Below are 26,861 nucleotides of genomic sequence, written 5' to 3'. Positions count from 1 at the left end.
ATATAGCCAAGATGGAATTCATCTTGACTATATTTTTATTTATTATCCTTATTTAACTCTTGTACAATATCCCTTTTTCCTATTTTATTAGCAAAAGCGATAAAAATAATAAGGACTATTCCGAACATCCCCGCTATTACCGTTACGATAAGTTTGAAATCAAAAAATAAAGGTGTACGATCTATTATACTTACCATATAGGTTAATAATATTCCTATAACAACCCCTAGTATGATTCCAATAAGTACATATAAATTAACTTGCGTCAAAATAATTTGTACAATACCCTTTTTATTAACTGTTATTGCTCGTAAAATAGCAAACTCTTTTCTTTTAGATTGAATATTATTTATAAGTGTATTACACACCCCTAATGTTACACTAAGCAAAATTACTACAATAACAACGATGAAGATGGACCACCTTTGCTGAAACATTAAATTAGATTGTTTTAACGATTGAGTATAACTATTTATTTTTAATTGTGGATATTGACCTTTCAATTTCTTTAATTGTTCCAACGTCTCTCTCTCATTATTTGAGCTAATAAATGCACGCTCAAAAACTGTATAATCTTGTTTATATGTTACATTACTCCAATCCATGAGTACCGAAGGAGAATTCGGTAGCTCGTTAACAATTAACCCAACTTCTACCTTACTAGTCGCTCTAACTTTTTGTTCCTGTTCTGAAAATAGACCTAATTGAACGATATCGCCTACATGAAGTTTATACCGTCCCGCTAACTCTTCTGTAACAATTATACTATTCTCCAAATTTGCAGGTACTTCTGGCAGTAATCCTTGCTTTTCCATTTCCTTTAAATCACCTAAATTATAGTCAAAAGTAATATAATTTTTACCTTGCTTTAATTCTGCCAGTGAATTCGTACTAATTGTACTAGCTCCTTTTATACTACTTATTTCTTTAAATATATTTTGTATATGAGGTGAGGTAATGGTTAAATCATTATTCAAACGATTTTCCACAACAATATGTGTTGGAAATTCTCGTTTTAAATATCTTTCATTATTTTTCTGCATTGTTTTAAAAATAGTGGAACCAAAGACAACTATCACCATCATCGTACTTATCATTAAGATAACAAATGTATTTTTCCTTACTTGCGGAATTACATTTTTAATAGCAACAAATGTGTTCCTTCCAAATATTTTTTTCATCATAGGTAGGCATAATTCTAATATCGAAGAAAGATAAATAGGAAATAAAACATACACTCCTAAAACAAGAAATATAGATCCTATTACTATCACTATCGCCTGCATATCTCCAGTATTTGCTACAAATCCACCTAAAACAGTTAAAAATATGCTACTAATTAAAAGGAATTTCCCCATAATACTGCGTGTTTTTTTATTAGAAAAGTCGGATTCTTCATTTTCACGCATAAGCTTTACTGGCAATATTGTCGAACTTCTGTATGACGGATATAACATAAACAGTTCGATGAAAAAGATACTACAAATCATTGTTACAATTGCTATTTTAAAGTCAAAACTCATCGAATTAATTTGAAAATCAAATAAATGCTCTAGCCAACTTTGTAAAAAACGGGTACTTATTACAGCTAGTAACAAACCAAATATTCCACCAAAGAAATTAATTACACTACATTGAATAAATATAACTTTAAACATTTGTTTCGTTGTTGCTCCCATTGATCGCATAATAGCAAATTGGCTTTTATATTTATATAAAAACACTTCAAAATTAGACATTAATAATAACGAAGTAATAATAAGTATTAATACAGATAAAACAACTATAAAAATATGTAATGACGCTAAGTTACTTTTTAAAAACTCGTCTTCCTCCGCAATATCGATTCTTAATTCTTTGTCTATTTTATGAATTTGACTAGACAATGCTAGCACATCTGCATTCGCTTTTGCTTTTATCAACACATAAGTAGCCTCATTGTATTTACCCGTTTTTTCATATACGTGCCGTTTCACTGCACCTTCCGATAAAACAAGTATATCTGGAGCTGAACCTCCAGCTTCTATATCAGGTAAAACTTCTTTTACTACATAAGATTTATTTTCTATTTCAATCTTTTCTCCAACTTTTACTTGTAAAGTTTCCGCTAATCCATGATTTAATGTTACTTCCTCATTCGATAGATTTTTAGAGAAGTGATATCGACTTTTAGATAACGAATCATTTTGAACACCTACTGTATAAATAGCTGTATTCAATTTATTCACTTGCAAATGATTTACTAATACTTTTGACATGTATTCAATATTTTCTTGTTCCTTAATATTTTGTAGTAAAGATTTATCCATCAATTTATTTTGATCAGGGTTATATCCAACAGATAAATCCATATCTCCATATAATTTTTTAACTTCATTTATAACAGACTGTTTCGCATGGCTCGAAAATACAATCATCGTAACAATTAGAGAAACAGTCAACATAACGCTAACTATAGAGGAGATAGCAGTAAATTTATTCGTCTTAAAAAAGCGTAAACCTAATCCTCGTACTGATTTTATCATTTTGATTTCTCCATTAATCTTTTAAATTTATCTAAAATGATATTTATATCATTTACTCCATGAGAACACGTATAATCATCAACAACTTCTCCATCATGAAAGAAAAGAACCCGATCTGCATACGTAGCAATGTGAGGATCATGAGTAACAAGAATCATACTTTGATTGAATCTTTGTTTCATATCGACCAGTACTCGTAAAATATCATTAGACGTATTGAAATCTAAATTTCCCGTAGGCTCATCTGCAAGAACAATTGGAGGAGATGTTATTAACGCCCTACCAATTGCAACACGTTGTTGTTGCCCCCCAGAAAGCTGAACTGGTCGATGATTTCTCCAATTTACTAAACCAAGAACATCTAATATTTTATTTGTTTTTTCTCGTATCTCCTCTTCTGAATCAGCTGATAATATGAGGGGTAACGCAATATTCTCTTCTACAGATAAATCCTTTAATAAATGAAATGCCTGAAATATGAATCCTATGTTATCCCGCCTGTACTCCGTCGCATATGGTTCAACAAACATATTTTTAGGACCTTCACCATTTACATATACGACTCCCTCATCAGGCTTGTCTAAAGCACCAAGTATATTAAGTAATGTACTCTTCCCAGACCCACTCGTCCCCATTACGGCAAGAAGTTCTCCTTTATTTAACTCCAAAGATACATTTTGTAAGGCTCTAACATTTGTATCTACACTCTCATAAGTCTTACTTAAACCTTGAACTGCTAACACAATTTCACTCATCTTTATTCACCTCAACATTATTAAATGCTATTTCCTCCATTAGATTAACTTGAATTAAAATTTTTTCTTTTAGATTACTAGGTGGTATAATTTCTGTTCCTATTTGAAATAACAACATTTTTAATTCGAGAATTGCATCCATTTCTATCCCTCCCTTAATCTATATTGGTAACAAATTTAAATTTCGTTCGATTTTTTTATAAAAAAATAAGGGAACGCTTAACGTTCCCTCTCAAATCCAATCCGTTTTTTTATTTCTGCTAAATTTACCTTCGCGATTTCTCTTGCCCGCTCAGCACCTTTTTCTAACGCTTCGTATAATAAATTTGGCTCATTCATATACATCTCATATTTTTCCCGAGGTCCGGCTAATTCACGGTCTACAACGCGAAACAACTCTTTTTTCACATCGCCCCATCCAATGCCAGTTTCATACTTTTCACGCATTGACTGCATTTCATCTTCTGCCGCAAACTCTTTATAAATCATAAATAACGTTTCCAATTCTTTCGGTTCATTTGGAAGTGAAGAATCGGTTTTGATTTTAAATATTAACTTTCGTAGCTTTTCTTGCTCTGCAAATAACGGGATCACATTTCCGTAACTTTTACTCATTTTTCTTCCATCAAGACCAGGTAATATTGCACCTTCTTCTTGTATGACATACTCCGGAAGTGTAAATGTCGTGCCGAATGTATGATTAAAATACGTCGCAATATCACGCGCAATTTCAATATGCTGAATTTGATCTTTTCCAACTGGTACATGAGTAGCTTGAAATAGTAATATGTCAGCTGCCATTAAAATCGGATACGTATATAATCCCATATTCACACCTGCATCAATTTCTAATCCCGTTTCTTTATTTTGCTCTACCTTCGCCTTATAAGCATGGGCACGGTTCATAAGCCCTTTCGGAGTTAGACAAGCTAATATCCAAGCTAATTCTAGAATTTCCGGCACTTCCGTTTGTCGGTAAAAAATAACATCTTCTCCAAGCCCAAGTGATAACCAAGTAGCTGCTACCTCTTTCGTATAACTACTGAACTTTGCTGGATCATGCACAGCATTTAACGCATGATAATCAGCTATAAAGTACAATGCTTTTCCTTCATTATTTTTTGACATTTGCAATGCAGGTTTAATTGCACCAATATAATTTCCTAAATGCGGATAACCTGTCGGCTTAATTCCTGTTAACATAATTTTCTCGCTCATCCTAACTCCTCCTTTCTCAAAATAAAAAGAGCCCCTCATCCTAAAAAAAGGACGAGAGACTCCCGCGGTACCACCTTAATTAGCTATATTATAGCTCACTTCAACTTCTTAACGTGAAGTAACCGTCTTCGCCTACTCATTTCAGCTAGAAGCTCCAGAGCCCATTCCATATTCATCACTTACTGATTCCCACCAAATATCAGCTCTCTGAAAAGTTGTGAATATGTACTCTTCTCTTTCATTGCTTTTTAGTTATTTTTTACAGTTTATCACATTCCCTTTCCAATTAAACCCTAATTTTCTGTTTTATATAGCAGGAATTTTCACCTTGATTGTCTAATAATATATAGGTTTGCAGAAATACTCGAAACAACTTTGGAGGTTTTTTCATGGTAAAATATATATCCATTTTAGGTTCAACAGGATCCATTGGCACATCTGCATTAGATGTCGTTTCCGCTCATCCTGAACATTTTAAAATCGTCGGTTTAACCGCAAATTATAATATCGATCTTCTCGAAAAGCAAATCGAATCGTTTCAGCCTCGTATTGTAAGCGTAGCGACAAAAGAATTAGCGGACACATTACGTTCTCGTATTTCAACAAATACAAAAATTACATATGGAACTGATGGTTTAATTGAAGTATCTACCCATCCTGATACAAATCTTGTATTAAGTTCAGTTGTCGGTGTTTCAGGTTTACTCCCAACAATTGAAGCATTAAAGGCGAAGAAAGATATCGCTATCGCTAACAAAGAAACTTTAGTTGCAGCTGGACATATTGTCACCGAACTAGCGAAACAAAACGGATGCCGCCTAATTCCAGTTGATAGTGAACATTCAGCCATTTTCCAATGTTTAAATGGGGAAAATAATAAGGAAATCGAAAAATTAATTGTTACAGCTTCTGGCGGCGCTTTTCGTGATAAAACACGTGAAGAAATGAAAACATTACAAGCGAAGGATGCTTTAAAACACCCAAACTGGTTAATGGGCGCAAAACTAACGATAGATTCTGCCACGTTAATGAATAAAGGGTTTGAAGTGATGGAAGCTAAGTGGCTATTCGATATTCCTTATGAAAAAATTGATGTTATGATTCATAAAGAAAGTATCATTCACTCTTTAGTGGAATTTATTGATGGATCAGTCATGGCACAACTCGGTGCTCCTGATATGAGAATGCCGATTCAATATGCGTTTCACTACCCTACTCGACTACCTTCATCCTATGAAAAATTAAATTTATTAGAAATTGGTAGTTTGCATTTTGAAAAACCAAATTTAGAGAAGTTCCCCTGTCTACAATATGCATTTGAATGTGGAAAAATTGGCGGTACAACTCCAGCCGTATTAAATGCAGCGAACGAAATTGCAAATGCACTATTTCTTAAAAATGAAATTGCATTTTTCGATATCGAAAAAACAATTTACAATACAGTTGAAGCTCATCATAACGTAAAAGATCCTTCACTCGATGATATATTAGAAGCTGATCAATGGGCACGCCAATACGCAAATCAATTGTTAATGAAAAAGAGCTAAAACAGGTTTCTCTGTTTTAGCTCTTTTTTCACGTATTCAACTTCACAAATCTATAACCGTGCGTAACTAAAACTTTTAATATCGCATATCCTGGAATTGCTAAAATAATCCCCATAATTCCAAATAAATTTCCCGCAGTTAAAATGATAAATATAATAGTAATCGGGTGTATATCTAACTTTTTCCCCATGACTTGCGGAGAAATAAATTTACCTTCTGCTAATTGTACAATCATCATAACGATAATTACTTTTAACACCATTGATGGCGAGTCGATAAATGCGATAATTAAAGCTGGTGTAATTGCAATGATTGGTCCTACGTACGGAACGATATTTACAATCATCGCTAAAATAGCAAGTAGTACCGCATATTTAATACCAATAATAAGATAACCGATTAATAGCATAATACCGATAAATAAACTAACAATAATTTGTCCTCTAATATACGAACTAATCGCATAATGCATATCATCTAGTATTCTCTTCGCAGCTGGTTGTCTTTGCTCTGAAATAAACTTCAAAAAGTGATTCGGTAATTGCTCACCATCTTTTAAAAGATAGAACAATATAAACGGAACCATGACAAATGTTAAAACAACTTCTGTAAGTGTACTTAAAAATCCAGTTACATTTCCTGTTACTGATGATAATGATTTTGTAAAGTTCATTGTAGAATCTTTTACGATATTAGCAAAATCAATATTTAAACTTTCCTGCATTCTACCAATTACATTACTTTCTCCAAATTTACGTGCTGCCCTTTCGATTTCATGCCCGAAATATGGCAAGTTATCTATTAAAGCATTTACTTGATCTTTAATAATTGGAATAACCGTGACCGCAAGAAAAACAAATAATCCAAGAACAATTATATATATCGAGGCAATTGACACAATTCTCGACACACCTTTTCTTTCTAAAAGAGAAACGAATGGATGCAATATATAAAATAGTACTCCCGCTAATAATACTGGGAAAAAGATTGTTTTTAAAAATACGACGAACGGTGTAAAGACGAATGATATTTTTGTAAGTAATAATATATTTACAAACAGCAACGCGAATCCAAGTAGTACAGCTAAATAATTTTGTTCTTTAAAAAACTTTTTCAACTTATCTCTTTTTCTTATATTTACTTTCTCCAAGTGTACCACCTCTCTAATTAGGAAAAGCCCTAAAAGGGCTTTATAAAACAATCAGTAATAGCCTTTATTTTCTTGCAGCTTTTACTACAAATGATACAATAAGAATTAACACAATTGCACCTAATAATGCTGGTACGACATGAATCCCACCAAACGATGGCCCAAAAGATCCAAATAATCTACTACCTAACCAAGCTCCTAGTAAACCAGCAATTATATTTCCAAACATACCAGCTGGAAAATTTTTACCCGTTATAGAACTAGCAATTATACCTATAATAGCACCAACTATTAATGTGATAATCCATCCCATTTCTAGTCCTCCATTTCTATTATAGTTTGTATGATCAAATACAAGAGTAGCAAAACTCTTATATAAGATTTCAAATTCGTTTACACTAACCATATCCTACTATAGAAATAAACGTAAGAATAATATATGTATGGAGATACATATATTATATGCAAAAAAGAAAAATATTGTCAAACTTACCCAAAAATCAATTATGTTAATATACCATATTCAAAGGAGGCTTCCTTATCTATGATTCATAAGTTACTTTCCAGTTCTCATGAGGTAGCAGTATCTATTTTACAAGTTCAAATTCCAGCTTATAAAGTTGAAGCAGACTACTTAAATAGTACTGCCATACCCCGTTTATATGATACTGTAAACGATATTCAAAGTTGCGCTGAAACATTCTATGGATATTTTTCTGAAAATAGACTTGTCGGTTTTATTTCTTTTGTACAAGAAGAACAACTAATGGATATCCACAGGCTAGTTGTATCGCCCGATTTTTTTCAAAAAGGAATTGCAACGAAACTCCTAAGTTATATATTTAACATGTTCCCTTCTTCCATGACATACATTGTACAAACGGGTAAAGCGAATACCCCTGCTATTGCATTATATAAAAAACACGGATTCATTGAAGTAACAAATACAGAACTCCCTGATGGTCTAGTTCTTACAAAACTTAAAAAAACAGAAAAAATAAAACAGTTTGACTTATCTGTTTATTTATGTTATTTTTTACTTTATAAAACCTTTTGCTGAGTCCAAATTTTGGAGCGGGGGAACCATTTTTGTAGCAATGCTACTTGGGGCGAATCTTTTTTAAGTAGGGAAACTCTCACTTCCCGAGTCCGACAGCTAACCTCGTAAGCGTAATGGGAGAGGAAGGTGCTTTTTGCCTATGTTACACAGTATGCCTCCTTAACTATAAAATGTGGAATCGATATCATTTTAGAGACCTATATTTATAGAAAAGGAGAGATGTATTATGTTACGTTTATCTGATCACGCAATAAAAATGATGGAGCAAAGACTTCGACTCGAACAACATCGCACATATCAAGCAAATAAAGTTGTAGATAACTTACATCACAAATACTTTTTCCAACATATTTTTCAACCAAAAAGATAAAGAAATTGTTCATTTAACATCCAAAACACAAGGTGTGTCTAAAAAGACATCCCTTGTGTTTTTATATTTCCTGTGCTTTTTATAATATCCTCACTACATTTAAACTTGCCGTAATTGTCCCTGCTATAGTGGTCACATGCCCAACAGCTAATGGGCCATTTTGTAATACAAACGTTGAATTTGCACTCGCTACATTCACAAGAAGTGTATTTGAAATGGCTGGCTCTAGTACTACAGTTGATGTCGTTACATTTTGTATAAAACTCCCTGTTACTTGTGTTCCATTTAATAGTAATCTTACAGATACTACTTCATTCCCACCATTTGCACTTCCTTGAAAATAGTAGCTTACTAAATAGATTCCTGGCGTCGATACTGTAACAGTTGTAGCACTAGTTAAAGATACGCCAGCTCCATATACAGTTGATCCCGAATTAATTGGAATGTTGGCATTTGCCGCAATTGTGCTTGTTGATGTAGAAAAGAAGTACCCACCACCTGTTGATATAGCAGATGATCCAGTTGCTCCAGTTATCCCTTGTATTCCTTGGATTCCAGTCGGTCCAGTTGCACCAGTCACTCCCGTCGGACCGGTTGCTCCTGTTGATCCGCTCACCCCTTGTGGACCTTGGATTCCTTGGATTCCTTGGATTCCTTGAGGACCGGTTGCTCCTGTTGGACCAGTTATCCCTTGTGGACCTTGGATTCCTTGGGGGCCTTGAAGACCCGTTTCTCCCGCCTGGCCGGTTGCTCCGGTTGGACCGGTTACTCCTTGTGGACCTTGAATTCCTTGTGGACCTTAAGGACCAGTTGCTCCCGTCGGACCGGTTTGACCTGTTGAACCACTATTACCAGTAGGACCCGTTTCTCCTATAAGCGGAAGAGGCAGTGCCACTCCAAATTTTTTGCACTTTCTATGATGACGCACAACAATCCCCCTTCCCCAAAATAATTACACCTTTTATATGAAATGCATTTTCATATGAAAAGTACACATCTGACCTCAATTTTTAAAAAATAAAGAAGCCTATCATTTCATCTGTTTGAAATGATAGGCTTCTTTTTATAAAACACTTTACTTTCTCACCTTAATAATAAAAGTAGTTGGCACTATTCTAGCTTTATATAAAGAATAATATTTCGTAGAAGGTTCAGCTATTTCTTCATCAAATGCACGAGACGGTTCAGGCTCTTCTATTCTCTCAATTGTAAATCCCGCTCTATTTAACTCATTTATGTATGTACTTATTTTTCTCTTATATAATGTCGCTTGCACATTTTCTCCTTTAAATGTTTCAAACGTAATAGGCGTTTCCTCATGATAAGAAGACTTTAAAGCAATTTCTTCTGTACCATACTGTAAGTTTGAATATACGGGATGCTCCCAGCTAAAAATAAAACTTCCTCCTGGCTTTAAGTATGAATAAATCAATTCCAACGTTTTTCCTAAATCTGAAGTCCAACCTAATGCATAAATGGAATATGCAATATCAAAATACCCTTTCGGAATATCTCCTTCTTCTTCCATTGCTCCGCATATTAACTTTAGATTCCAACTCTTTAACGTTTCTTTCGCTGTTTTAATTTGTTCACTTGAAAGATCAAGACCCCATACTTCCTCTGCCCCATGTTCTGCCATATATTGCAACGAATGCCCACTTCCACATCCAATATCAAGAACCTTTTTATTTCTGATTGAATCAAACAAATGAATCTCATCTTCAGACGCTGTATACGGACCATATTCCGGTAAACAATCCACTTGAAAGAAATAAGGTGCAACTGTATCCCAACACTTTTTATTTAAAGCTAACATTTGTGTACCTTTCATATTCTACATCCCCCCATCCAATTTTCTTCCCCTAATATAAATTACACATTATAACTTGATCTCCCTTTTCTTTTCGCTCGGTAGTTTTTCACTTTTGCGATCGTTCCGCACGCTCTTCCTCCTTCTTCTCCAGCATACATACCGCACCATCTTTTACTTCCATTACGCGAATGATCATAAAAGACCCAGTGGCAATCCGGACATGCTTTTAACCTTCCCCACAAATTTTCTTGAATCGCTATTAAAACAACGCTTAATATTTTTGTATACACATTCTCTTCGTGTATTGGTTCATATGTAATACCTTTCATATCTTCCTTTACATGTACTTGAAATGGGTATTTTTCTAACCACTTTTGCAACGATCCTTCCCCTTCAATTGTTAGCCGAATGTCTTCTCGAAAACGTTTCAATTCATCTATCGTATGAAAAAGAAACTCTTTATGAAAATGTTTTTTCATAAATTGCTTTATATCACCTTCTGTTTGCAACAAATCAATTGGCTCTCTCGTATCATTTGGTATTCTCCATGTATTTAAAAATCCCCGAATATATTCTAATTCATTTGGTGCGTTCTGATTCAATTCCATTCACCTTTTTCTTAAAATTTACTTTTTTCTAACTTTATGTATAATTATAATATAAAATCGTTAACCACTAATTAATTTTACTGGTTACAAAATTAGGAGGAGTTCTATGAAAATTTTCTCAATACCGATACGTTTCATGCTTATTGCTTCATTTTTCATGTCTTTTGGTTATTTTGCGGTATATGCCTTTTTAGCTATTTATCTATTAAATTTTCTCCACTTTTCAGCGATGCAAGTAGGAACAGTTTTAACAGTTATGACAATCACATCTCGAATTATCCCTTTATTCTCAGGGCTAATCGCGGATAAAACAGGTTATATCATTATGATGATAGCCGGATTATTTTTAAGAGGAATCGGATTTATAGCCTTAGGAATATGCTCTGATTTCTATACAATTTCTATTTCTTCCGCACTTATCGGTTTTGGGACTGCATTTTATGAACCTGCTGCTCGCGCCATATTCGGCTCACAACCAGCTCATATGAGAAAAAGTTTATTTACATACTTAAACCTTAGTTTTAATTGCGGTGCGATAATCGGACCAATTGCAGGAGGTTTCTTACTCTTACTCAATCCGATATATGCTTTCTCTCTAACAGGATCTCTTATGCTGTTATTCTCTCTTATCTTTTACTTGCTTAAAAATCACTTCCAAGTCTCTACTGAAAACACGTCTATTACATTAGGAATACAGGCAATCTTTCAAAATAAAACCTTTCTTTTATTTTCATTTATTATGATTTTCTTCTACATTATGTTTACTCAGCTTACTGTCGCACTTCCACTTCATATGAAAAACATTAGTCATAGCAACCAGCTCGCTACACTAGTTATTACGATAAATGCAATAACAGGCGTCATATTTATGGTATTATTCCGGAAACTCTTTCATAAATACAACACACTTTCTATTATTAAATACGGTGTTTTATTAATGGGTATTTCCTTTTTACTCATTCCTTTATTCCAACATCCATATTGGCTATTTATTTGTGTAATTTTATTTACAATCGGTGAAACGCTCGTATTACCTAACGCTGATATCGCTATTGCAAATTACAGTAACGAATCGTATACAGCTACTTATTTCGGATTTTATCAACTATCACTCGCATTTGGTTTTATCGTTGGTAATTATACCGGTACATCGTTTACATCGAACTTAAACGGAATGTATGCACCTTGGCTTATTTTCGGTACATTTGGACTTATCGGCTTTATTGCATTACATATTTTAAATACTAAAAAACTTATTTCTAAAAAACATGAATCCCTATGTAAAGATACAAAACACCTTTAAAAAATTACAATTTTCAAGAATTAGGAAATGCGAATTTACAATAATAAACGTATCTTTCAATACGATAAAAAACATAAAATCCTGAAGCTATCCCTTAAAGTAAATATACACCTGTTACATTTTACATATTATGGTATAATATTGTCAGATTAATAGCTATTTATCTATGTTCCACACTAACGGTCTAGGAATGACAAATCAAAAGGTTTTTAAATTAGGGGGGATCTTGTGAAAAAGATAAAAGGATTTAGCCTTCTTCTATTCATCCTAATCACATTATACGGATGTTCAACTATAGTAGAACAGTCTTTAGAAACTGGAAACGGCAGTATTGAATTATTAACACCCACGATTACAACAAAAGATAATAAATTAGAAATTAAGACCGAGGGCATTGATGAAAATAAAGTGACTTTTATTTATGTAGCCAATAAAAAAGTATTGGAACAAAAAATAAATAATGGTGAATCCTACAGACTTAACATTAAAGATATCGAACACGCTCATAGGACGGACTACAAGCCAAGAGTTCAACTTTTGCAAACGAAAGATGATAACGAAGATGGAGACATGGCAACCTTTAAACAAGTTAGATATACAGTTGAAAAAAATTAATTTTATAATTATTTCATTTAAATGTAACGAACGTAAATATACTTTTAACAGAGGGTAAATATAAGAGGTGCTAATATGAAAAGACGATGGATTTTTTGGTGGATTGGTAACATATTTTGTATTACCATTTTTGGGATATTGGCAGCTATCATTTGGCTAAGAGAGGTTGATGGTACTGGTGTTACTCAAACACCCGAGCTGAAATTAGTAGCATTTATCGTTTTATTAATTGCATTTATATTACCGATAATTATTCAAGCTATATGGCTAATTGTTAATTTGAGAAAGAGCAATAAAAAATAATCATACATAACTTTAAATTTTTTTAGAATTATACGAGAAATTATTTTTTAAAAAAAGAGAGGAATCTTTTTTAAAATAGATTCCTCTCTTTTACATTTTCGTATTCATATAGGATTATGGTTATAAACTTATTTTAAGCCATACTACTCCCTTTTTCTTACGATGCATGTTCATCTTTCTTCTTCTTCAACAACGCTCTCTTCTTCATCGCCTTCGTTAAGTATCCACCTTTAAACGAACGAATTTCATAAGAAGACATAAACGCTTTCGGTGCGATTTCATTAATAATTTCCAAAAGTTCTTTCTCTCTAGAGCGCTTTGCAACGATATCTAAGCGATAACGTATAGAATTTATTCCTTCACCTTCAAATACCGTAACACCGAATCCAGAGTGACGTAATTCATCTACTAATTCATTACAACGGTCTAGTAAACTAACTTGATACGTAATATAACCAATTGCTAATTTATTCTCTATATAACCGCCTAATAAAAGTCCCGTACTAAAGCCAATGACATAGGCAACGATGTTCATCCAATTTGATAAATCTTGAAACACAATACCTAAACTGACAATGTAAATAGCTCCTTCTAACAATCCAACACCAGCAGCGGATCTTGTTTGATTCTTTACAAGCAAAATCGTACGGATTGTTAAAATTGGAACATAAATAATTTGAAGCACAAAAATAAGTAACGCTTGTAACATTGGTATCCACCTCTTTCAAAAAGTCTTTTGTCATGATAACATACATAAGCTTTAGAAATCGATGGGTTTTTAAATTTTTTTTAATTTTTTTTCATACTATTGAAATGCCTCAAAAATAAGCGTATTATGTTTGGCGTAAATTCGATAAGTACCAGTAATTCACTCGTATTATATCATTTATTTTTAAACCCAAAAAAGGAACCTGATTAGGTCCCTTTCCTCATAACCCTATGTTTTTCGAAGCTTGTTCTCTTTGCTTCTCTTCTTCTTTTACTAACTGCATATTTGCATAGGCTAAATTCGCAATCATTAAAAAGTGTCCACCTAATATTCCAGTACCAAATGCCCACATTTCCATTTCATGCTCAATTTCATACATAATGATAGCCCCTAATATTGCGGCTGCAAATCGGTTTAAAACTCCTAATCCAGGAGCCTTTTCTTTCATCACGATACTTCTTCCTAATTTCTCCACTCTGCGAGCTAATAGCCAAAGACAATATGCGCTAACTGCTAAACCAATACCGAATCCTGTCACTTGTTTCCCAAACGGAGTAACCGCCCACATTAGTAGTAAACCACTAAAGATCGTATACAATTGTAATCGATATACACGTAAGGCTACTTGAATCAAAATATCCGCTCCTAATTTCACATTTTATTATGTGTCAGAAGAAAAGCAGCAACTTACACAGTTGCTGCTTTCTCTTGTTCTTGTTCCATTTTTTGAATTTCAACACGTTTAATTTGATAAGCATCTTTTTCTAACACTTTAAATTCATAGCCTTCTGCTTCAACGTATTGTCCTTCTTCGATTTCATGATTTTGCATCATAATCCATCCACCGATTGTATCCACATCGTCTTCTTCAATGTGTAATCCAAACAAATCTTTTACTTCTGAGATAAGCACTTTTCCATCAACAATTTTATGATACTCGTTCACATGTTGAATTGGTGGTGCTTCATCTTCATCATATTCATCACGAATTTCGCCGACGATTTCCTCCAATATATCTTCAAGCGTTACAATTCCAGCTGTTCCTCCGTACTCATCATATAAAACAGCCATTGGAATTCGCTTCTTCTGCATTTGCAGTAATAAATCATGAATTGGAGTCGTTTCCATAACTTCAATAATCGGACGCATATACGTGCGAATCGATGATAAATCTTCTTGATCGTTGTTCATATATCGAATAAAGAAATCTTTTACGTTGACCATACCGATAATATCATCTTTATCTTCTCCAAAAATCGGATAACGTGTGTATCGTTCATTTTGGATTACTTTCATGTGTTCTTCTACTGAATCTTCAAGATAGAAACCAACGATTTCTGTACGCGGTACCATTATCTCTTTCGCGATGCGATTATCAAATTCAAAGATATTATTTACATACTTGTATTCAGCTTGATTAATTTCGCCACTTTCATAGCTATCCGAAAGAATAAGACGTAATTCTTCTTCTGTATGAGCTACTTCATGTTCAGAAGCTGGTTTCAAACCGAATAAACCAGTTATAACACGAGCTGAACCGTTCAATACCCAAATAAATGGATACATGATTTTATAGAACATCATTAACGGAGTTGCCAATAACAACGTTACTTTTTCAGCCTTTTGAATTGCCAGCGTTTTCGGAGCTAATTCCCCTACTACAACGTGTAAATATGTCATTAGCATAAAAGCAAGACCAAAAGTTAATACTGATGAAATAGAAGGATTTATGTTCCATTTCTCAAATAACGGGTGTAATAACTTTTCGATTGTCGGTTCACCTAACCAACCTAATCCCATCGCTGTAACTGTAATACCTAATTGACAAGCAGATAAATATTCATCTAAATTTGTTGTTACCTTTTTCGCTGCTAATGCGCCGCGTTTCCCTTCCGCAACAAGCTGATCAATGCGACTTGAACGTACCTTAACAATCGCAAACTCTGCTGCTACGAAAAATCCAGTAAATGCGATTAAAATCGCAACCATGACTAAATTAAATATTTCCAATGAATCCCCTTAGTTAAAAAACTAAGGTGTCCACCTCCTGTATACTATAATGTTTTCTTATTTGTTCGTTAGAAAACATAGCCCGATACAAAAATTAAAGAGGTCGGATTTCACTTATTCTATAATAATAGAGCAAGTGTCTGTATTAAAGCTGTCGTTTGACCAGATAAAGATTTCGATATTTTTTCACGTTGTGAATCAGTCAATTCATCTAAAAGAGGCTTTAACTCTGTTAGTTCTGCTTCTAATCTATGAATATGGTCTGTCACTTCATTCACATGTTTCGAAACGTGTTCATTGATACCGAGCAGCTTCTTCTCCTCGATCTTCTCTTTAATCTCACAAAGCGGCATATGCATTTCTTTGCACTTCTCAATAAATTGTAATGTCTCAAATGCTGTTTCGTCGTAATAGCGATAATTAGATTGAGATCGCTCCGCTTTTAAGATTCCTAGATTCGTATAATAATCAATCGTTCGTTTCGACACGTGAGCCATGAGAGCCAACTGTCCGATTCGATACACCTTCCCAACGATCTTCCCCCCTTGTTTATATTACTACCATCATACAATACATAAACTGTACAGTCAAACGTGACGGTTTATCATTCATAATTTATACAAAATTTATCGTCTCATCTTATACAATCTAATCTATTAATTTAATTATATAATAAAATACTTAAATTCAAAAAACCAAAACGAACGAAATATAACTATGAAATTTCCCGTTCCTTTCTAATTTAAGTACATATCATAATAACATCGATATCAAATTTTTTTTATAATTAGGAGGAAAAAATGAAAGCTGTTATTCTTGCAGGTGGATACGGAACAAGGATTGGGGAAGAAACTCATTTAAAACCAAAACCTATGATTGAAATTGGAACAAAGCCTATTCTATGGCACATTATGAGTTTGTATAGTCATTACGGCATTACTGAGTTTATTATTTGCTTAGGCTATAAAGGATATGCAATTAAAGAATTCTTTCTAAATTACAACTTACACATGTCCGATTTCACGATACATTTAAGCGACAATACAATTACTAACCATTCTCATCGTATAGAACCATGGACAATTACACTGATTGATACCGGTCTAAATACCGAAACAGGTGGACGAGTTAAGAAAATACAAAATTTCGTCGGGGACGAACCTTTCTGCCTCACTTATGGCGATGGATTAAGTAATATAAATATAAAAGAACTGATGGCATTTCATAAAAAACACAGCAAAATAGCTACTGTTACTGCCGTACAACCTCCAGGCAGATTTGGTTCTCTCGTATTAGATAAACAGTCTGTAACATCCTTTCAAGAGAAACCATTAGGTGATGGCGGATGGGTTAACGGTGGATTTTTCGTTTTAAATCCTGATATTTTCAATTACATTAGTGGAGATAAGTCTGTTTTTGAAACAGACACTTTAGTTCAGTTAGTAAACAAAAACGAATTGGCCGCATATCAACATACTGGTTTTTGGCATCCAATGGATACATTGCGCGATAAAAATAAATTAGTCGAGCTATGGGAAAGTAATAACGCTCCGTGGAAGGTTTGGTAATATGGCTTCATCATCTTTTTGGAATAAGAAAAAAGTATTTATTACAGGACATACTGGCTTTAAAGGCTCATGGCTTACTCTTTTTTTAACTTCATTAGGTGCAGAAGTAGTTGGCTATTCTTCTCACCCCCCATCCACCCCTAACCTTTTTGAACAATGTAACGTATCAAAAGAGTGCATAACAATTAAAGGCGATATTACAGATTACGATTCTTTATTCCATGCCCTGAAACAACATAACCCTGACATACTATTTCATTTAGCAGCTCAGCCAATCGTCACCACTTCATACAAAAATCCTATCGAAACATTTAAAACGAATGTTTTAGGTACTGTTCACGTATTAGAAGCGGCAAAGCATATAGAAAGTATACGTGGCATCATTAATGTTACAAGTGATAAATGCTATGAAAATGATGGGAGCGGTAACCGGGCATTCGTGGAAACTGACCGACTAGGAGGTTTCGACCCTTATAGTGCTAGTAAAGCTTGTGCTGAACTAGTTGCAACATCATATCAAAAATCATTCTTCCACACTAACACTCTGAAACTTGCCTCAGTAAGAGCAGGTAACGTCATCGGCGGCGGTGATTGGGCAGAAGACCGATTATTCCCAGATATCATTCGTGCATATTTACAAGATAATACATTAAATATTAGAAACAAAAACGCTATTCGCCCATGGCAACACGTATTAGATCCTTTACATGGCTATATTCTATTAGCTGAAAACCTTTCGAAAGACGCCGAATATGCAGCAGCTTGGAATTTCGGCCCGATGAATGAACTTAACAGAACCGTTCATGATGTCATTCAATCTATAATAAAATTATGGAATCAACCACTAACAATCCTTTCCCCTCATACAAATACTCTTTATGAATCACCTATTTTAACACTTGATAGTACAAAAGCAGTAAATAAACTCGGTTGGACTCCTAAATTATCAACAGATCATTCTATCGCTTGGACTGTTGATTGGTACAAAAAATATGCATCTGGTCAAAATATGGAATCTTTCACGCGACAACAAATCGATGCATTCAAAAATTTATAAGGGGGCTATAAAATGGAACAGAAAAAATGCCGTTTTTGCCACTCATTACTCACAAATACTTTTTTAGATTTAGGCGTTTCTCCTCTCGCTAACTCATTTGTAGCTCCAGAACACTCATATAAAATGGAGCCATTTTATCCGCTGCACACGTTTGTTTGTAACTCTTGTTTACTTGTACAATTAGATGAATTTGAATCTCCGCACAATATTTTTCATGACTATTTATACTTTAGCTCTTATTCCTCCAGTTGGCTACTACACGCTAAGCAATATGTAGAAATGGCGATTAAGCGTTTCAACTTAACAAACCATTCGAAAGTGATTGAAATCGCAAGTAACGATGGATACTTATTACAATACTTCCAAAAAGAAAACATCAATACTACTGGAATTGAACCAGCGAAAAACGTAGCAGAAATCGCTATCCAAAAAGGAATTCCTACTGAAGTGAATTTTTTCAGCAATGACTTAGCAAAAAAGTTACCACAAGCTGATTTAATCGTCGCAAATAACGTATTAGCACATGTTCCAAACTTGCATGATTTTGTCGCCGGTTTAAAAACGTTATTAAAGCAAGATGGCACGATAACAATTGAATTCCCTCACTTATTAAACCTCATATCCTTTAAACAGTTTGACACAATCTATCATGAGCACTTCTCTTACTTCTCTCTTATAAGTCTTCAAAAAGTTTTAGCTTATCATCATTTGAAAATTGTTGATGTAGAAGAGCTTTCAACGCACGGTGGTTCATTGCGTATTTTTGTAAACCATCACAGTGACTCATCCACTATCCATTCCAGTGTTACAAATATAATCCAAAAAGAAGTAGATCACGGGCTAGATACATTAGATTGCTATCTCCTTTTTTCTGAACGCATAGAACAATTGAAAATAAGTATTTTAAAGTTTTTTATCGAAGCAAAAGCTTTAGACAAACAAATTATCGGTTACGGCGCTCCTGCTAAAGGAAACACCCTTTTAAATTATTGCGGGATAGGAAAAGAGTTTCTAAATTATACAGTAGATAAAAACCCTCACAAACAAAATCTCCTTCTACCAGGAACCCGCATTCCAATACAATCTCCTGAAGAAATAAAACGTACAAAACCTAATTACATTCTCATACTTCCTTGGAATTTGAAAGACGAAATTATGAAAGAATGCTCTTTCATTCGTGAATGGGGCGGCAAATTTTTAGTAACGATTCCAGAAGTTGAGGTGATTGAGCCATGAAAAAAATCCTTGTAACAGGCGGTAGTGGATGGATTGGTAAATATGTTGTAAATTCCCTTATACAAAAGGGCTATGAAGTGCACGCCACCTACAATACAAATAAGCCTTCTCACCTTTCTTGCCATTGGCATAAAGTAAACTTACTTTGCGATGAAGAAGTAAAAAAACTCATTTACGACATGAAGCCTAGTCATCTCATTCATTTAGCTTGGGAAGCAGTGCCACCAGCGTGTTATGTATCTATTAATAATTACTATTGGCTTACATCCAGTATCTCATTAATTCAACACTTCACAACGTGCGGCGGAAAGCGAGTCATCGTTGCCGGTACTGGCGCAGAATATGAATGGTTTAACGGCGTATTATTTGAAGATTCACCGCTTCTTTCCTATAAAACCCCGTATTCATTATGTAAAAACGCACTACATTCCTGGCTACAATCATACGCTGGGCAAACCGGCCTCAGCATGTGTTGGAGCCGCATTTTTCATATGTATGGCCCTCACGAACAAGGGAATCGACTCGTTTCTAACATTATCACGTCCTTATTAAAAAATGAGGAAGCACTATGTACACATGGAAAACAATTAAGAGATTTCCTCCATGTGAGTGACGTCGCTGATGCTCTCGTAACAGTATTAGAACGCAATGTTACAGGCACAATCAATATCGCTTCTGGTCAATCTGTACAAATTAAAGAATTAGCTTCTATCATTGCTAAAAAAATAGGAAAAGAAAATTTAATTAAACTAGGTGCGATTCCTTTCTCTAAAGATGAACCTTTATTCGTCGGTGTTAATGTAGAACGTTTAAAAACTGAAGTAAACTGGAAACCGACGTACAATCTAAATACTGGAATCGAAGAAACAATTTTATGGTGGGAATCATTTATAAAAAAGCATAACGATACGCAGCACTAAAACGTAAATCCTTCGTCTCTCTCGCTAATTCCTTATACCATTCTTCTAATCTTTCAGGTGTAATAATGTGATGTGTCCCCATTCCTGCATGCTTACTACCTTCAGAAAGAGTCGGACCAATTTGTAATTTCCTCTTCCTCATCGCATCGTTCCACGGACTAAATCCAAACCATGCAATACAAGCAAGAGGTGGGTAATTCATAAATTCATGTGCAGTTAAATGCCTTCCAACAGTGTAGCTTCCATGTTCATTATTATGAATGAATCTACCTCTTCTCCATAATCTCCAATCTTCCGGTAAGTAACCGTGAAATCGCTGTTTCATTAAAGGTATTCCAAAGTTAAGTTCCGGATAATTATAGTTAAGATCATCGACCATAATAAGCCCTTCCAGCCAATACATCCTCTCTCCCAATTCATTTAGTGATTTCCAAAACTGATTTTTATCTTGCACACAAAGAAACTCAGTCGTATTTAAAATCATTTTCCAACCTTCTACTTCTTGTTCCACCCTCATCACTTCATGGTCTGTCGCTAATGCATCAAACTCTGGATTTGTAGAATCTCGCACTTCCCAATGCGGTGCGAATTTTTTGCAAATTTCGACTGAACGATCTGTAGAACCTTTATTAATTAAAATACCATGATCAAACAGTTTCGTATGATGCATAAGCCACCACGGTAATAAATACTCTTCATTGTAAAAATGAGAAATAACGGTTGTAGTTATAATAATCTCCTCCTCTTTCTCTATTAATCTACTTTTTCATCCTACTCTTAATATACTTATCAGTTATGTAATTGGTTTCTTTTATTTTTAAAATATGTTTTTCTACCATATACTATGCTTTCTTCGACAACCACCATTTTCTAAAGAATCAACTCCGTACAATTAACATCCCAATAAACTGAAAATTAAGTTATAATATCATTATAAAATTATGAAGGAGGAATGCGCTCATGTACTACAACACTTCATTCGAAAACGATCAACCTGTAGTCCGTCTATAATCTAAGACGGGCATTCATATAACTAGTGCACTATGCCTCGTCTTAGGGAATAAATCATAACCCTAAAAATAGACGGAGGTAATTCAAATGAAACAAACAATTTTAGGAGCTATATGTTTATCTCTAGCAGCAAGTATATGGGGCGGTATGTACGTCGTTAGTAAATACGTACTCGACTTTATCCCGCCACTTACACTCGTTTGGCTACGTTTTATTATCGCTTTTGTTGTTTTATATGTGATTTTGAAAATAACTGAAAAAAAGCAAAAGAAAAAAGTACCCATCCACAAAAAAGATTGGCTATTATTTGCTTGGATTGGATTCATCGGGTATTTCATTTCAATCACATGTCAATTTATCGGAACGAAATTATCCGATGCTCATACAGGCTCCTTAGTGACATCAGCTACACCTGCATTTATGGTTATATTTGCAGCGTTCATTTTAAAAGAGAAACTAACTACTCGTAGACTTTTATCAACTATAATAGCGACAATCGGTGTCATTATCGTTATCGGATGGGATATTGAAATCGGCTCCTATTTTATCGGTACAATCATTTTAGTTGGAGCCGCTATTACGTGGGCTTTACTGTCCATTTATGTAAAAATCGCTTCCGCTCGATTTTCATCTTTAATTATTACAACGTACGCAATATTCTTTTCACTCTTTTTCATTACACCTTTTATGGTATGGGAACTCCAATCAAGTCCTATTGAACATATAAACATGTACGTATTATTAGGCGTACTCTATTTAGGAATTGTCTCAACCGCAGGTGCATTTTTTCTTTGGAATAAAGGGTTAGAATTAATGGATGCTAGCATTGGCTCATTATTTTTCTTCTTTCAACCTATCGTCGGTTCAATACTTGGCTGGCTCCTATTAAATGAGACGTTAAGTAGTAACTTTTTCATTGGTGGTATCCTTATTATATGTAGCGTTATAATTACTACTTTTGAAAAGAGAACGTAGTATAAAAAACAGGCAGAGACTTAGTCTCTGCCTGTTCGCATAATTGGGTCTTGGTCGTGAAAACCAATGCAAATTGGTATATTACTTTGCAAACCACTACGTGCATTGATAAAACTACACACTGTTCTTGCGATTAAATATAGAGTAATACCTACAGCCTTTTTATCTGAATCAAAGCCATTTTCACCATAAATATCAGCTAGCTCTCCTAAAGATGGTCCTTCTATTTCATCCGTCCAATCACTGGCCCAATCATCATCCTCTACTTCAAGAAACATGTAATCGTCACAAACATAGAACTGACTATCCCACTCATTATCAAGATCATATTCAAAATAAATTGCTTTTACCTCTTCACTTGCAGTAATTTCTAAAGCTTCTTTCAAACCTATCCTCATACTTTCCCTGTATGAATCTAATGGAATCAATTTAATTCGCTCCGCATCCTCACTTGACGCTAGTGTGCGACAAATATCATAATACTTCGATTCTATTTGAGATACCGATAACGAAAATACGGCTTCCTGCATTTCCTCTAAATACTGAAAAATATCCAAACTATTTCACTCCATACTCTTTACGTAGTCCAATGAACTGGACGAGACAACACTTTCGGTAATTTCGTATATTTGTCCCCTTTCGCCGCATTAATTTGCACTTGCGTAAGAAAAATACTATTTGTAAAATCTGTCCCGCGAATATCTGCATCTCGCAAATCTGCTCCGATGAGATCCGCTCCCCTTAAATTTGCATCTCGTAAATTAGCCGCAATAAGATAAGCTCCTCTTAAATTTGCTCCTTGTAAATCCCTCTTTTTAAGGTTAGCTCCCATAAGATCTGCTCCGCGGTGACTGATTCGTTTTTTACGTGCAACATTCATTTCCTTCCATACTAATTCACTCGTCTCTAAAAGGAGAATGTTCACTTCTGCACGGTGTAATGGCACATTTACTTCCATTAACTCATCTGAACTTAAATTAGAAAGACGCTCTGTCTCTTCAATTGCTTCCTTCAGCTCTTTATGAATTGTCTGCGTCGCCTTTAATAGAATAGCTTCCTTCAAATACCAAAGCATTTCATGAAGCTGATGCATAACCGGAAAAGCATCATACATTTCTCTCGCATGCTCGGCATCTGTCCGCCAATCAATTCCTTTAAACGTAACTTGAGAAATCTTTTGTCCAGCACCGAAACATTCAAATACTGTACAACCTTTATAGCCTTTTCCTCTAAGATCTCTATGTATACTACATTTATAATCTGATTGTAGATTTGTACAAGGTTTACCACCATCTTTATTCACCGCAAAATCTACTGATGCTGCAAACGGTAATGCTACACAACATAATCCAAAACATTTTTCACAATCCGCTTTTAAACTATTGTAATTTACATCCTCTTCTACACGAAAATAGTCGTTATGATTAGTCAAAATATATACCCCCTGTTGTCTTTTGACTATTTCATAATATTCCAACTGCACTAAATAATCAATTTTAAAACAAATGGACCTATTTCATTTCAAACAACAACATAATCCGTCTATTTCTTTTCATTTAAAAAGGACACCCACTACAATATTAATTATAATTAAATTAAGAACTTTCAAATAACGAGGAGGATTACGATGGCATTAGAAATGAAAACAAACTGTCAAATTTGCGACCATTCCCTTCAGCCTGATTCTGAAGCATACATATGCGTGTATGAATGTACATTTTGTGCACCATGTACAGAGGAAAGACAAAACGTTTGCCCAAATTGTGGCGGCGAGTTAGTACGTAGACCGAAAAAGAAATAATAAAAAGGCAAAAACGAACAGGAATATGTTCATTTTCGCCTTTTTATTTAACCATTAAAATTACTTCTATTATTGATTTAAATGATTTTTAACTGCCCTTATAACCAACTCATGATCTACTTCTGGTGGTAATCCTGAGACGGTTATCATTCCAATAACCCCTACGTTTTTTATTTGGATAGGAAAACATCCACCAAACGCAGCATATTCCGAGCCATCTAAACGGTATTTTTCATGATATGGAATTCCGCTTATTTCACTTTCTATCTGCATATAATACGAACTATGATTATGCAGGGAAACGACCCGTTTTTTACGCTCAATCCATTTCGTATTTTCCTCAGTTGTCCCTGTCATCTTGAAATGAAATAATTGCACACCATTTTTGGTTATATCAACAGCAATCAACTTTCCCTCTCGCTTTGCTGTTTCAACGATAAATAAACCTAATTGCAAGGCATCTTCATTTGTAAAAGAGGAAAATTGAAGTGTTTCCTCCTCTATTAATATTTGTTTACTTATTTCACTCAAATTTGAAGTACTCATATCTTTAACCTCCCTAATTGTCTTATACCACATTGACATTTTTTAGAATTACCAGACTCTATAGTACCGTAACGCTTGTTTTCTTCTTACTGGTGCTATTATGAATTATATTTAACACATTAAAAATGTATGTTCTTTAAAGTGCTATAGATACTAAACATTTAGTACAAGAATTGTCTACTTCCTTGATTAATTAAAATATAGTAAGGTGTTTGCATTTTTACAGTGCTACAATGTCCTTGCGAAAAGATACTATATTTTACTCGTGTGAATACCGAAAAAGCCAAATTAATACACGCGAATTCATTACAAGAAATACAAAAAAGCAAAGCGCCCACGCTTTGCTTCCTACAAAATCCCTTTTAACTTTTCACAAATTAACTTCGCTAAATATTCATAACCTTGTGGTCCGAAGTGTAAACCGTCTTTTTCATCATCTTCTACAAATCTCTTATAATCCTTTTCTTGAATCATTTCAGCGTACAAATTGAGAAAATGACTTCCTGTTTCTTTCGCCACTTCCTCAACCACGTCTGCATATTGACCGAGTACTTCATTCGTTCTATTATGTTGCCTTGCTTCATCAACTGGTGCAGGACTAATAAGTAATACTTTTTCTGGTGAGATCGTATTTACAATTCCCTCTAAATTTTCTTTGTACGACTGTAATGGAACTGGATCAAATAATACCGAATCATTCGTACCGATAAAAACTGTTACAAAGTCTGGTTCATGCGATAATACATCCTCTTCAATCCTTTGTAGTGCATCGAGCGTATTATCACCCGGAATACCTGCATTAACCACTTTCCAATTTGGAAACATCTCTTGCAAACGTGGTGTTAACCTCGGCGTTCCATCAAAAAATGTTTCATCAGCTGTAATACTATCGCCAAAGCATACTAACGTTTTCATTAATCTAGCACTCCTTTTACGTATGAAACAACTTTCCTTCTATCGCTTTCACATATCTTTCCGCAGAACGTTCAACTGCCTCATTTGCATTTTCTTTTACTACTCGGTGAAAGGCGTTATATAGACGATTAAATTGTAACGGCTTCACTCGATTCGCCATCTCTTCCACTTTCCTTGCTGGTAGTGGAATTAAGTTCGGATAACTATACATGAAACTCACCCACCGCCCATCCGCTACAACTTGAATAATATCACCTGTTAATAATATACCTTTCCCATCATTTCCTTCTTCCCAATGTAATACAGAACCGCCACTAAAATGCCCTCCGAGACGATGCACAGTAATTCCATCTGCTAATTGTAAAGACTCACCAGTCCAATAAATAATACGACTACTCGGGCGCATAACCCACTCTTTATCGTTTTCATGTATATAAATTGGTACATCGAACGTTTCTGCCCATTCTACTTGCGTTGAATAATAATGCGGATGCGACAGTGCAATCGCATCTAATCCGCCCCACTCTTTTATCTTCTCAATCGTCGTTTCATCTAAATAAGTAATACAATCCCACAGCAAACGATATGACTCTGTTTTTACTACAAATGCCGTCTGACCGATCGCAAATTCTGGTTTTGTCGTAATACTATAAAGCCCATTTTCTTCTTCTATAATTTCATTTTTATATGTATCACTCGTTTGCAAGTTTTCTAAAGTTGTCCATGACTGCCCTTTCGGATTAACATATTGTCTCTCCTCATCACAAATAACACAACTTACCGGTTCTTCCACACTCGCTGCATACTGTACTCCGCACGTTGTACAAACGAAATTATTCATAGTTA

General features: G+C 34.5%; 30 protein-coding genes, 1 pseudogene, 1 riboswitch and 1 other annotated feature. Of the genes and pseudogenes, 12 read left to right on the top strand and 19 right to left on the bottom strand.

Annotation, left to right across the window (positions count from 1 at the left end):
* Positions 1–35: 35 nt before the first annotated feature.
* The 4 genes from ABH955_RS01825 to ABH955_RS01810 all read right to left on the bottom strand — a co-directional run bounded on the left by ABH955_RS01825 (position 36) and on the right by ABH955_RS01810 (position 4,537).
* A complete protein-coding gene (locus ABH955_RS01825) occupies positions 36–2,525 on the bottom strand; it encodes an FtsX-like permease family protein (RefSeq protein ID WP_404490817.1) in 2,490 nt (829 codons plus the stop codon).
* A complete protein-coding gene (locus ABH955_RS01820) occupies positions 2,522–3,280 on the bottom strand; it encodes an ABC transporter ATP-binding protein (protein ID WP_016100977.1) in 759 nt (252 codons plus the stop codon). Before ABH955_RS01820 ends, ABH955_RS01825 begins: the two co-directional genes overlap by 4 nt.
* On the bottom strand, positions 3,273–3,422 hold the full coding sequence (locus ABH955_RS01815) for a hypothetical protein (RefSeq protein WP_002014003.1): 150 nt from the start codon (positions 3,420–3,422) through the stop codon (positions 3,273–3,275). Before ABH955_RS01815 ends, ABH955_RS01820 begins: the two co-directional genes overlap by 8 nt.
* A gap of 77 nt (positions 3,423–3,499) precedes the next feature.
* Entirely contained in the window at positions 3,500–4,537 is a 1,038-nt protein-coding gene (locus ABH955_RS01810; protein WP_404456802.1) for a tryptophan--tRNA ligase, read from the bottom strand.
* A gap of 5 nt (positions 4,538–4,542) precedes the next feature.
* Positions 4,543–4,749 (bottom strand) — a binding site (T-box leader).
* A gap of 138 nt (positions 4,750–4,887) precedes the next feature.
* Here ABH955_RS01810 and ABH955_RS01805 point away from each other — a divergent pair.
* Complete coding sequence (locus ABH955_RS01805; RefSeq protein WP_404456800.1) at positions 4,888–6,045, top strand: 1-deoxy-D-xylulose-5-phosphate reductoisomerase; 1,158 nt, start codon at positions 4,888–4,890, stop codon at positions 6,043–6,045.
* A 28-nt stretch (positions 6,046–6,073) separates the two neighbouring features.
* Here the strand turns inward: ABH955_RS01805 and ABH955_RS01800 are convergent, their stop codons facing one another.
* Both ABH955_RS01800 and ABH955_RS01795 read right to left on the bottom strand, forming a co-directional pair.
* Positions 6,074–7,195 carry an AI-2E family transporter gene (locus tag ABH955_RS01800; protein WP_404456798.1) on the bottom strand — a complete coding sequence of 374 codons (1,122 nt, stop codon included), beginning with the start codon at positions 7,193–7,195 and terminating at the stop codon, positions 6,074–6,076.
* A gap of 64 nt (positions 7,196–7,259) precedes the next feature.
* A complete protein-coding gene (locus ABH955_RS01795) occupies positions 7,260–7,508 on the bottom strand; it encodes a GlsB/YeaQ/YmgE family stress response membrane protein (protein ID WP_002033357.1) in 249 nt (82 codons plus the stop codon).
* Between the two features lie 231 nt (positions 7,509–7,739).
* On the opposite strand from ABH955_RS01795, the gene ABH955_RS01790 reads away from it, so the two are divergent.
* A complete protein-coding gene (locus ABH955_RS01790) occupies positions 7,740–8,255 on the top strand; it encodes a GNAT family N-acetyltransferase (RefSeq protein ID WP_404490816.1) in 516 nt (171 codons plus the stop codon).
* A riboswitch (cyclic di-AMP (ydaO/yuaA leader) is annotated at positions 8,240–8,382 on the top strand. Its footprint overlaps the gene before it by 16 nt.
* Positions 8,383–8,481: 99 nt before the next feature.
* The gene (locus ABH955_RS01785; protein WP_000945246.1) at positions 8,482–8,625 is read left to right on the top strand and encodes a hypothetical protein; all 144 of its coding nucleotides are present in this window, start codon (positions 8,482–8,484) and stop codon (positions 8,623–8,625) included.
* Between the two features lie 79 nt (positions 8,626–8,704).
* On the opposite strand, the pseudogene ABH955_RS01780 reads toward ABH955_RS01785, so the two are convergent.
* From ABH955_RS01780 to ABH955_RS01770, 3 genes and pseudogenes are all read right to left on the bottom strand, one after another.
* Positions 8,705–9,523: pseudogene (locus ABH955_RS01780) on the bottom strand (collagen-like protein); the annotation flags it as partial.
* A gap of 177 nt (positions 9,524–9,700) precedes the next feature.
* Complete coding sequence (locus ABH955_RS01775) at positions 9,701–10,456, bottom strand: class I SAM-dependent methyltransferase (RefSeq protein ID WP_404456794.1); 756 nt, start codon at positions 10,454–10,456, stop codon at positions 9,701–9,703.
* 41 nt (positions 10,457–10,497) lie between these two features.
* Positions 10,498–11,040 carry a CGNR zinc finger domain-containing protein gene (locus ABH955_RS01770; RefSeq protein WP_078176842.1) on the bottom strand — a complete coding sequence of 181 codons (543 nt, stop codon included), beginning with the start codon at positions 11,038–11,040 and terminating at the stop codon, positions 10,498–10,500.
* Positions 11,041–11,152: 112 nt separating this feature from the next.
* Here ABH955_RS01770 and ABH955_RS01765 point away from each other — a divergent pair, with 112 nt between their 5' ends.
* The 3 genes from ABH955_RS01765 to ABH955_RS01755 all read left to right on the top strand — a co-directional run bounded on the left by ABH955_RS01765 (position 11,153) and on the right by ABH955_RS01755 (position 13,267).
* Positions 11,153–12,349, top strand: a complete 1,197-nt coding sequence (locus ABH955_RS01765; RefSeq protein WP_404456792.1) for an MDR family MFS transporter — start codon at positions 11,153–11,155, stop codon at positions 12,347–12,349.
* A 228-nt stretch (positions 12,350–12,577) separates the two neighbouring features.
* The gene (locus ABH955_RS01760) at positions 12,578–12,964 is read left to right on the top strand and encodes a hypothetical protein (RefSeq protein WP_404448515.1); all 387 of its coding nucleotides are present in this window, start codon (positions 12,578–12,580) and stop codon (positions 12,962–12,964) included.
* A gap of 75 nt (positions 12,965–13,039) precedes the next feature.
* Complete coding sequence (locus ABH955_RS01755) at positions 13,040–13,267, top strand: DUF3923 family protein (RefSeq protein WP_404448513.1); 228 nt, start codon at positions 13,040–13,042, stop codon at positions 13,265–13,267.
* A gap of 157 nt (positions 13,268–13,424) precedes the next feature.
* On the opposite strand, the gene ABH955_RS01750 is transcribed toward ABH955_RS01755, so the two are convergent.
* From ABH955_RS01750 to ABH955_RS01735, 4 genes are all read right to left on the bottom strand, one after another.
* Positions 13,425–13,976, bottom strand: coding sequence for a DUF2179 domain-containing protein (locus ABH955_RS01750; protein ID WP_002190204.1), 552 nt, complete (start codon positions 13,974–13,976; stop codon positions 13,425–13,427).
* 220 nt (positions 13,977–14,196) lie between these two features.
* Positions 14,197–14,610, bottom strand: a complete 414-nt coding sequence (locus tag ABH955_RS01745; RefSeq protein ID WP_002190205.1) for an ATP synthase subunit I — start codon at positions 14,608–14,610, stop codon at positions 14,197–14,199.
* Positions 14,611–14,663: 53 nt separating this feature from the next.
* Positions 14,664–15,986, bottom strand: a complete 1,323-nt coding sequence (locus ABH955_RS01740; RefSeq protein WP_002137356.1) for a hemolysin family protein — start codon at positions 15,984–15,986, stop codon at positions 14,664–14,666.
* A gap of 119 nt (positions 15,987–16,105) precedes the next feature.
* On the bottom strand, positions 16,106–16,510 hold the full coding sequence (locus tag ABH955_RS01735; RefSeq protein ID WP_078178706.1) for a MerR family transcriptional regulator: 405 nt from the start codon (positions 16,508–16,510) through the stop codon (positions 16,106–16,108).
* Between the two features lie 276 nt (positions 16,511–16,786).
* Here ABH955_RS01735 and rfbF point away from each other — a divergent pair, with 276 nt between their 5' ends.
* Genes rfbF through ABH955_RS01715 form a run of 4 tightly spaced genes read left to right on the top strand, consistent with a single transcriptional unit; the run spans position 16,787 to position 20,767 of the window.
* Positions 16,787–17,554 carry a glucose-1-phosphate cytidylyltransferase gene (gene rfbF, locus ABH955_RS01730; protein WP_404456788.1) on the top strand — a complete coding sequence of 256 codons (768 nt, stop codon included), beginning with the start codon at positions 16,787–16,789 and terminating at the stop codon, positions 17,552–17,554.
* A 1-nt stretch (position 17,555) separates the two neighbouring features.
* The gene (gene rfbG, locus ABH955_RS01725; protein WP_404448508.1) at positions 17,556–18,611 is read left to right on the top strand and encodes a CDP-glucose 4,6-dehydratase; all 1,056 of its coding nucleotides are present in this window, start codon (positions 17,556–17,558) and stop codon (positions 18,609–18,611) included.
* Positions 18,612–18,623: 12 nt separating this feature from the next.
* Entirely contained in the window at positions 18,624–19,847 is a 1,224-nt protein-coding gene (locus ABH955_RS01720; RefSeq protein ID WP_404456785.1) for a methyltransferase domain-containing protein, read from the top strand.
* Positions 19,844–20,767 (top strand): NAD-dependent epimerase/dehydratase family protein, encoded by a 924-nt coding sequence (locus ABH955_RS01715; protein WP_404456782.1) that lies wholly within the window; start codon positions 19,844–19,846, stop codon positions 20,765–20,767. The genes ABH955_RS01720 and ABH955_RS01715 overlap by 4 nt, the downstream gene beginning before the upstream one ends.
* Here ABH955_RS01715 and ABH955_RS01710 read toward each other — a convergent pair.
* Positions 20,736–21,521, bottom strand: coding sequence for a glycosyltransferase family 2 protein (locus ABH955_RS01710; protein WP_404448590.1), 786 nt, complete (start codon positions 21,519–21,521; stop codon positions 20,736–20,738). The two genes, ABH955_RS01715 and ABH955_RS01710, sit on opposite strands and share 32 nt — an antisense overlap.
* A 344-nt stretch (positions 21,522–21,865) precedes the next feature.
* Between ABH955_RS01710 and ABH955_RS01705 the strand changes: the two genes are divergently transcribed.
* On the top strand, positions 21,866–22,753 hold the full coding sequence (locus ABH955_RS01705) for a DMT family transporter (protein ID WP_404448502.1): 888 nt from the start codon (positions 21,866–21,868) through the stop codon (positions 22,751–22,753).
* 20 nt (positions 22,754–22,773) lie between these two features.
* On the opposite strand, the gene ABH955_RS01700 is transcribed toward ABH955_RS01705, so the two are convergent.
* Together ABH955_RS01700 and ABH955_RS01695 are read right to left on the bottom strand one after the other, a co-directional pair.
* Positions 22,774–23,310 (bottom strand): hypothetical protein, encoded by a 537-nt coding sequence (locus ABH955_RS01700; RefSeq protein ID WP_404490815.1) that lies wholly within the window; start codon positions 23,308–23,310, stop codon positions 22,774–22,776.
* Positions 23,311–23,330: 20 nt separating this feature from the next.
* Positions 23,331–24,185: a pentapeptide repeat-containing protein gene (locus ABH955_RS01695; RefSeq protein WP_002185327.1), complete on the bottom strand. Its 855-nt coding sequence runs from the start codon at positions 24,183–24,185 to the stop codon at positions 23,331–23,333.
* A gap of 195 nt (positions 24,186–24,380) precedes the next feature.
* Between ABH955_RS01695 and ABH955_RS01690 the strand changes: the two genes are divergently transcribed.
* Positions 24,381–24,554, top strand: coding sequence for a DUF1272 domain-containing protein (locus tag ABH955_RS01690; RefSeq protein WP_001162783.1), 174 nt, complete (start codon positions 24,381–24,383; stop codon positions 24,552–24,554).
* Between the two features lie 69 nt (positions 24,555–24,623).
* Here the strand turns inward: ABH955_RS01690 and ABH955_RS01685 are convergent, their stop codons facing one another.
* The 3 genes from ABH955_RS01685 to ABH955_RS01675 form a co-directional block, all read right to left on the bottom strand.
* Positions 24,624–25,100, bottom strand: a complete 477-nt coding sequence (locus ABH955_RS01685; protein ID WP_404456776.1) for a heme-degrading domain-containing protein — start codon at positions 25,098–25,100, stop codon at positions 24,624–24,626.
* 348 nt (positions 25,101–25,448) lie between these two features.
* Positions 25,449–26,015: an SGNH/GDSL hydrolase family protein gene (locus tag ABH955_RS01680; protein ID WP_404456773.1), complete on the bottom strand. Its 567-nt coding sequence runs from the start codon at positions 26,013–26,015 to the stop codon at positions 25,449–25,451.
* A gap of 16 nt (positions 26,016–26,031) precedes the next feature.
* The gene (locus tag ABH955_RS01675; RefSeq protein ID WP_404456770.1) at positions 26,032–26,856 is read right to left on the bottom strand and encodes an MBL fold metallo-hydrolase; all 825 of its coding nucleotides are present in this window, start codon (positions 26,854–26,856) and stop codon (positions 26,032–26,034) included.
* Between the last annotated feature and the right edge of the window lie 5 nt (positions 26,857–26,861).

The sequence above is a fragment of the Bacillus sp. RC240 genome (assembly GCF_044907945.1).
Taxonomy (GTDB): Bacteria; Bacillota; Bacilli; order Bacillales; family Bacillaceae_G; genus Bacillus_A; species Bacillus_A mycoides.
The sequence above is the reverse complement of the archived record's forward strand: the minus strand, read 5'-3'. Positions and strand labels throughout refer to the sequence as shown.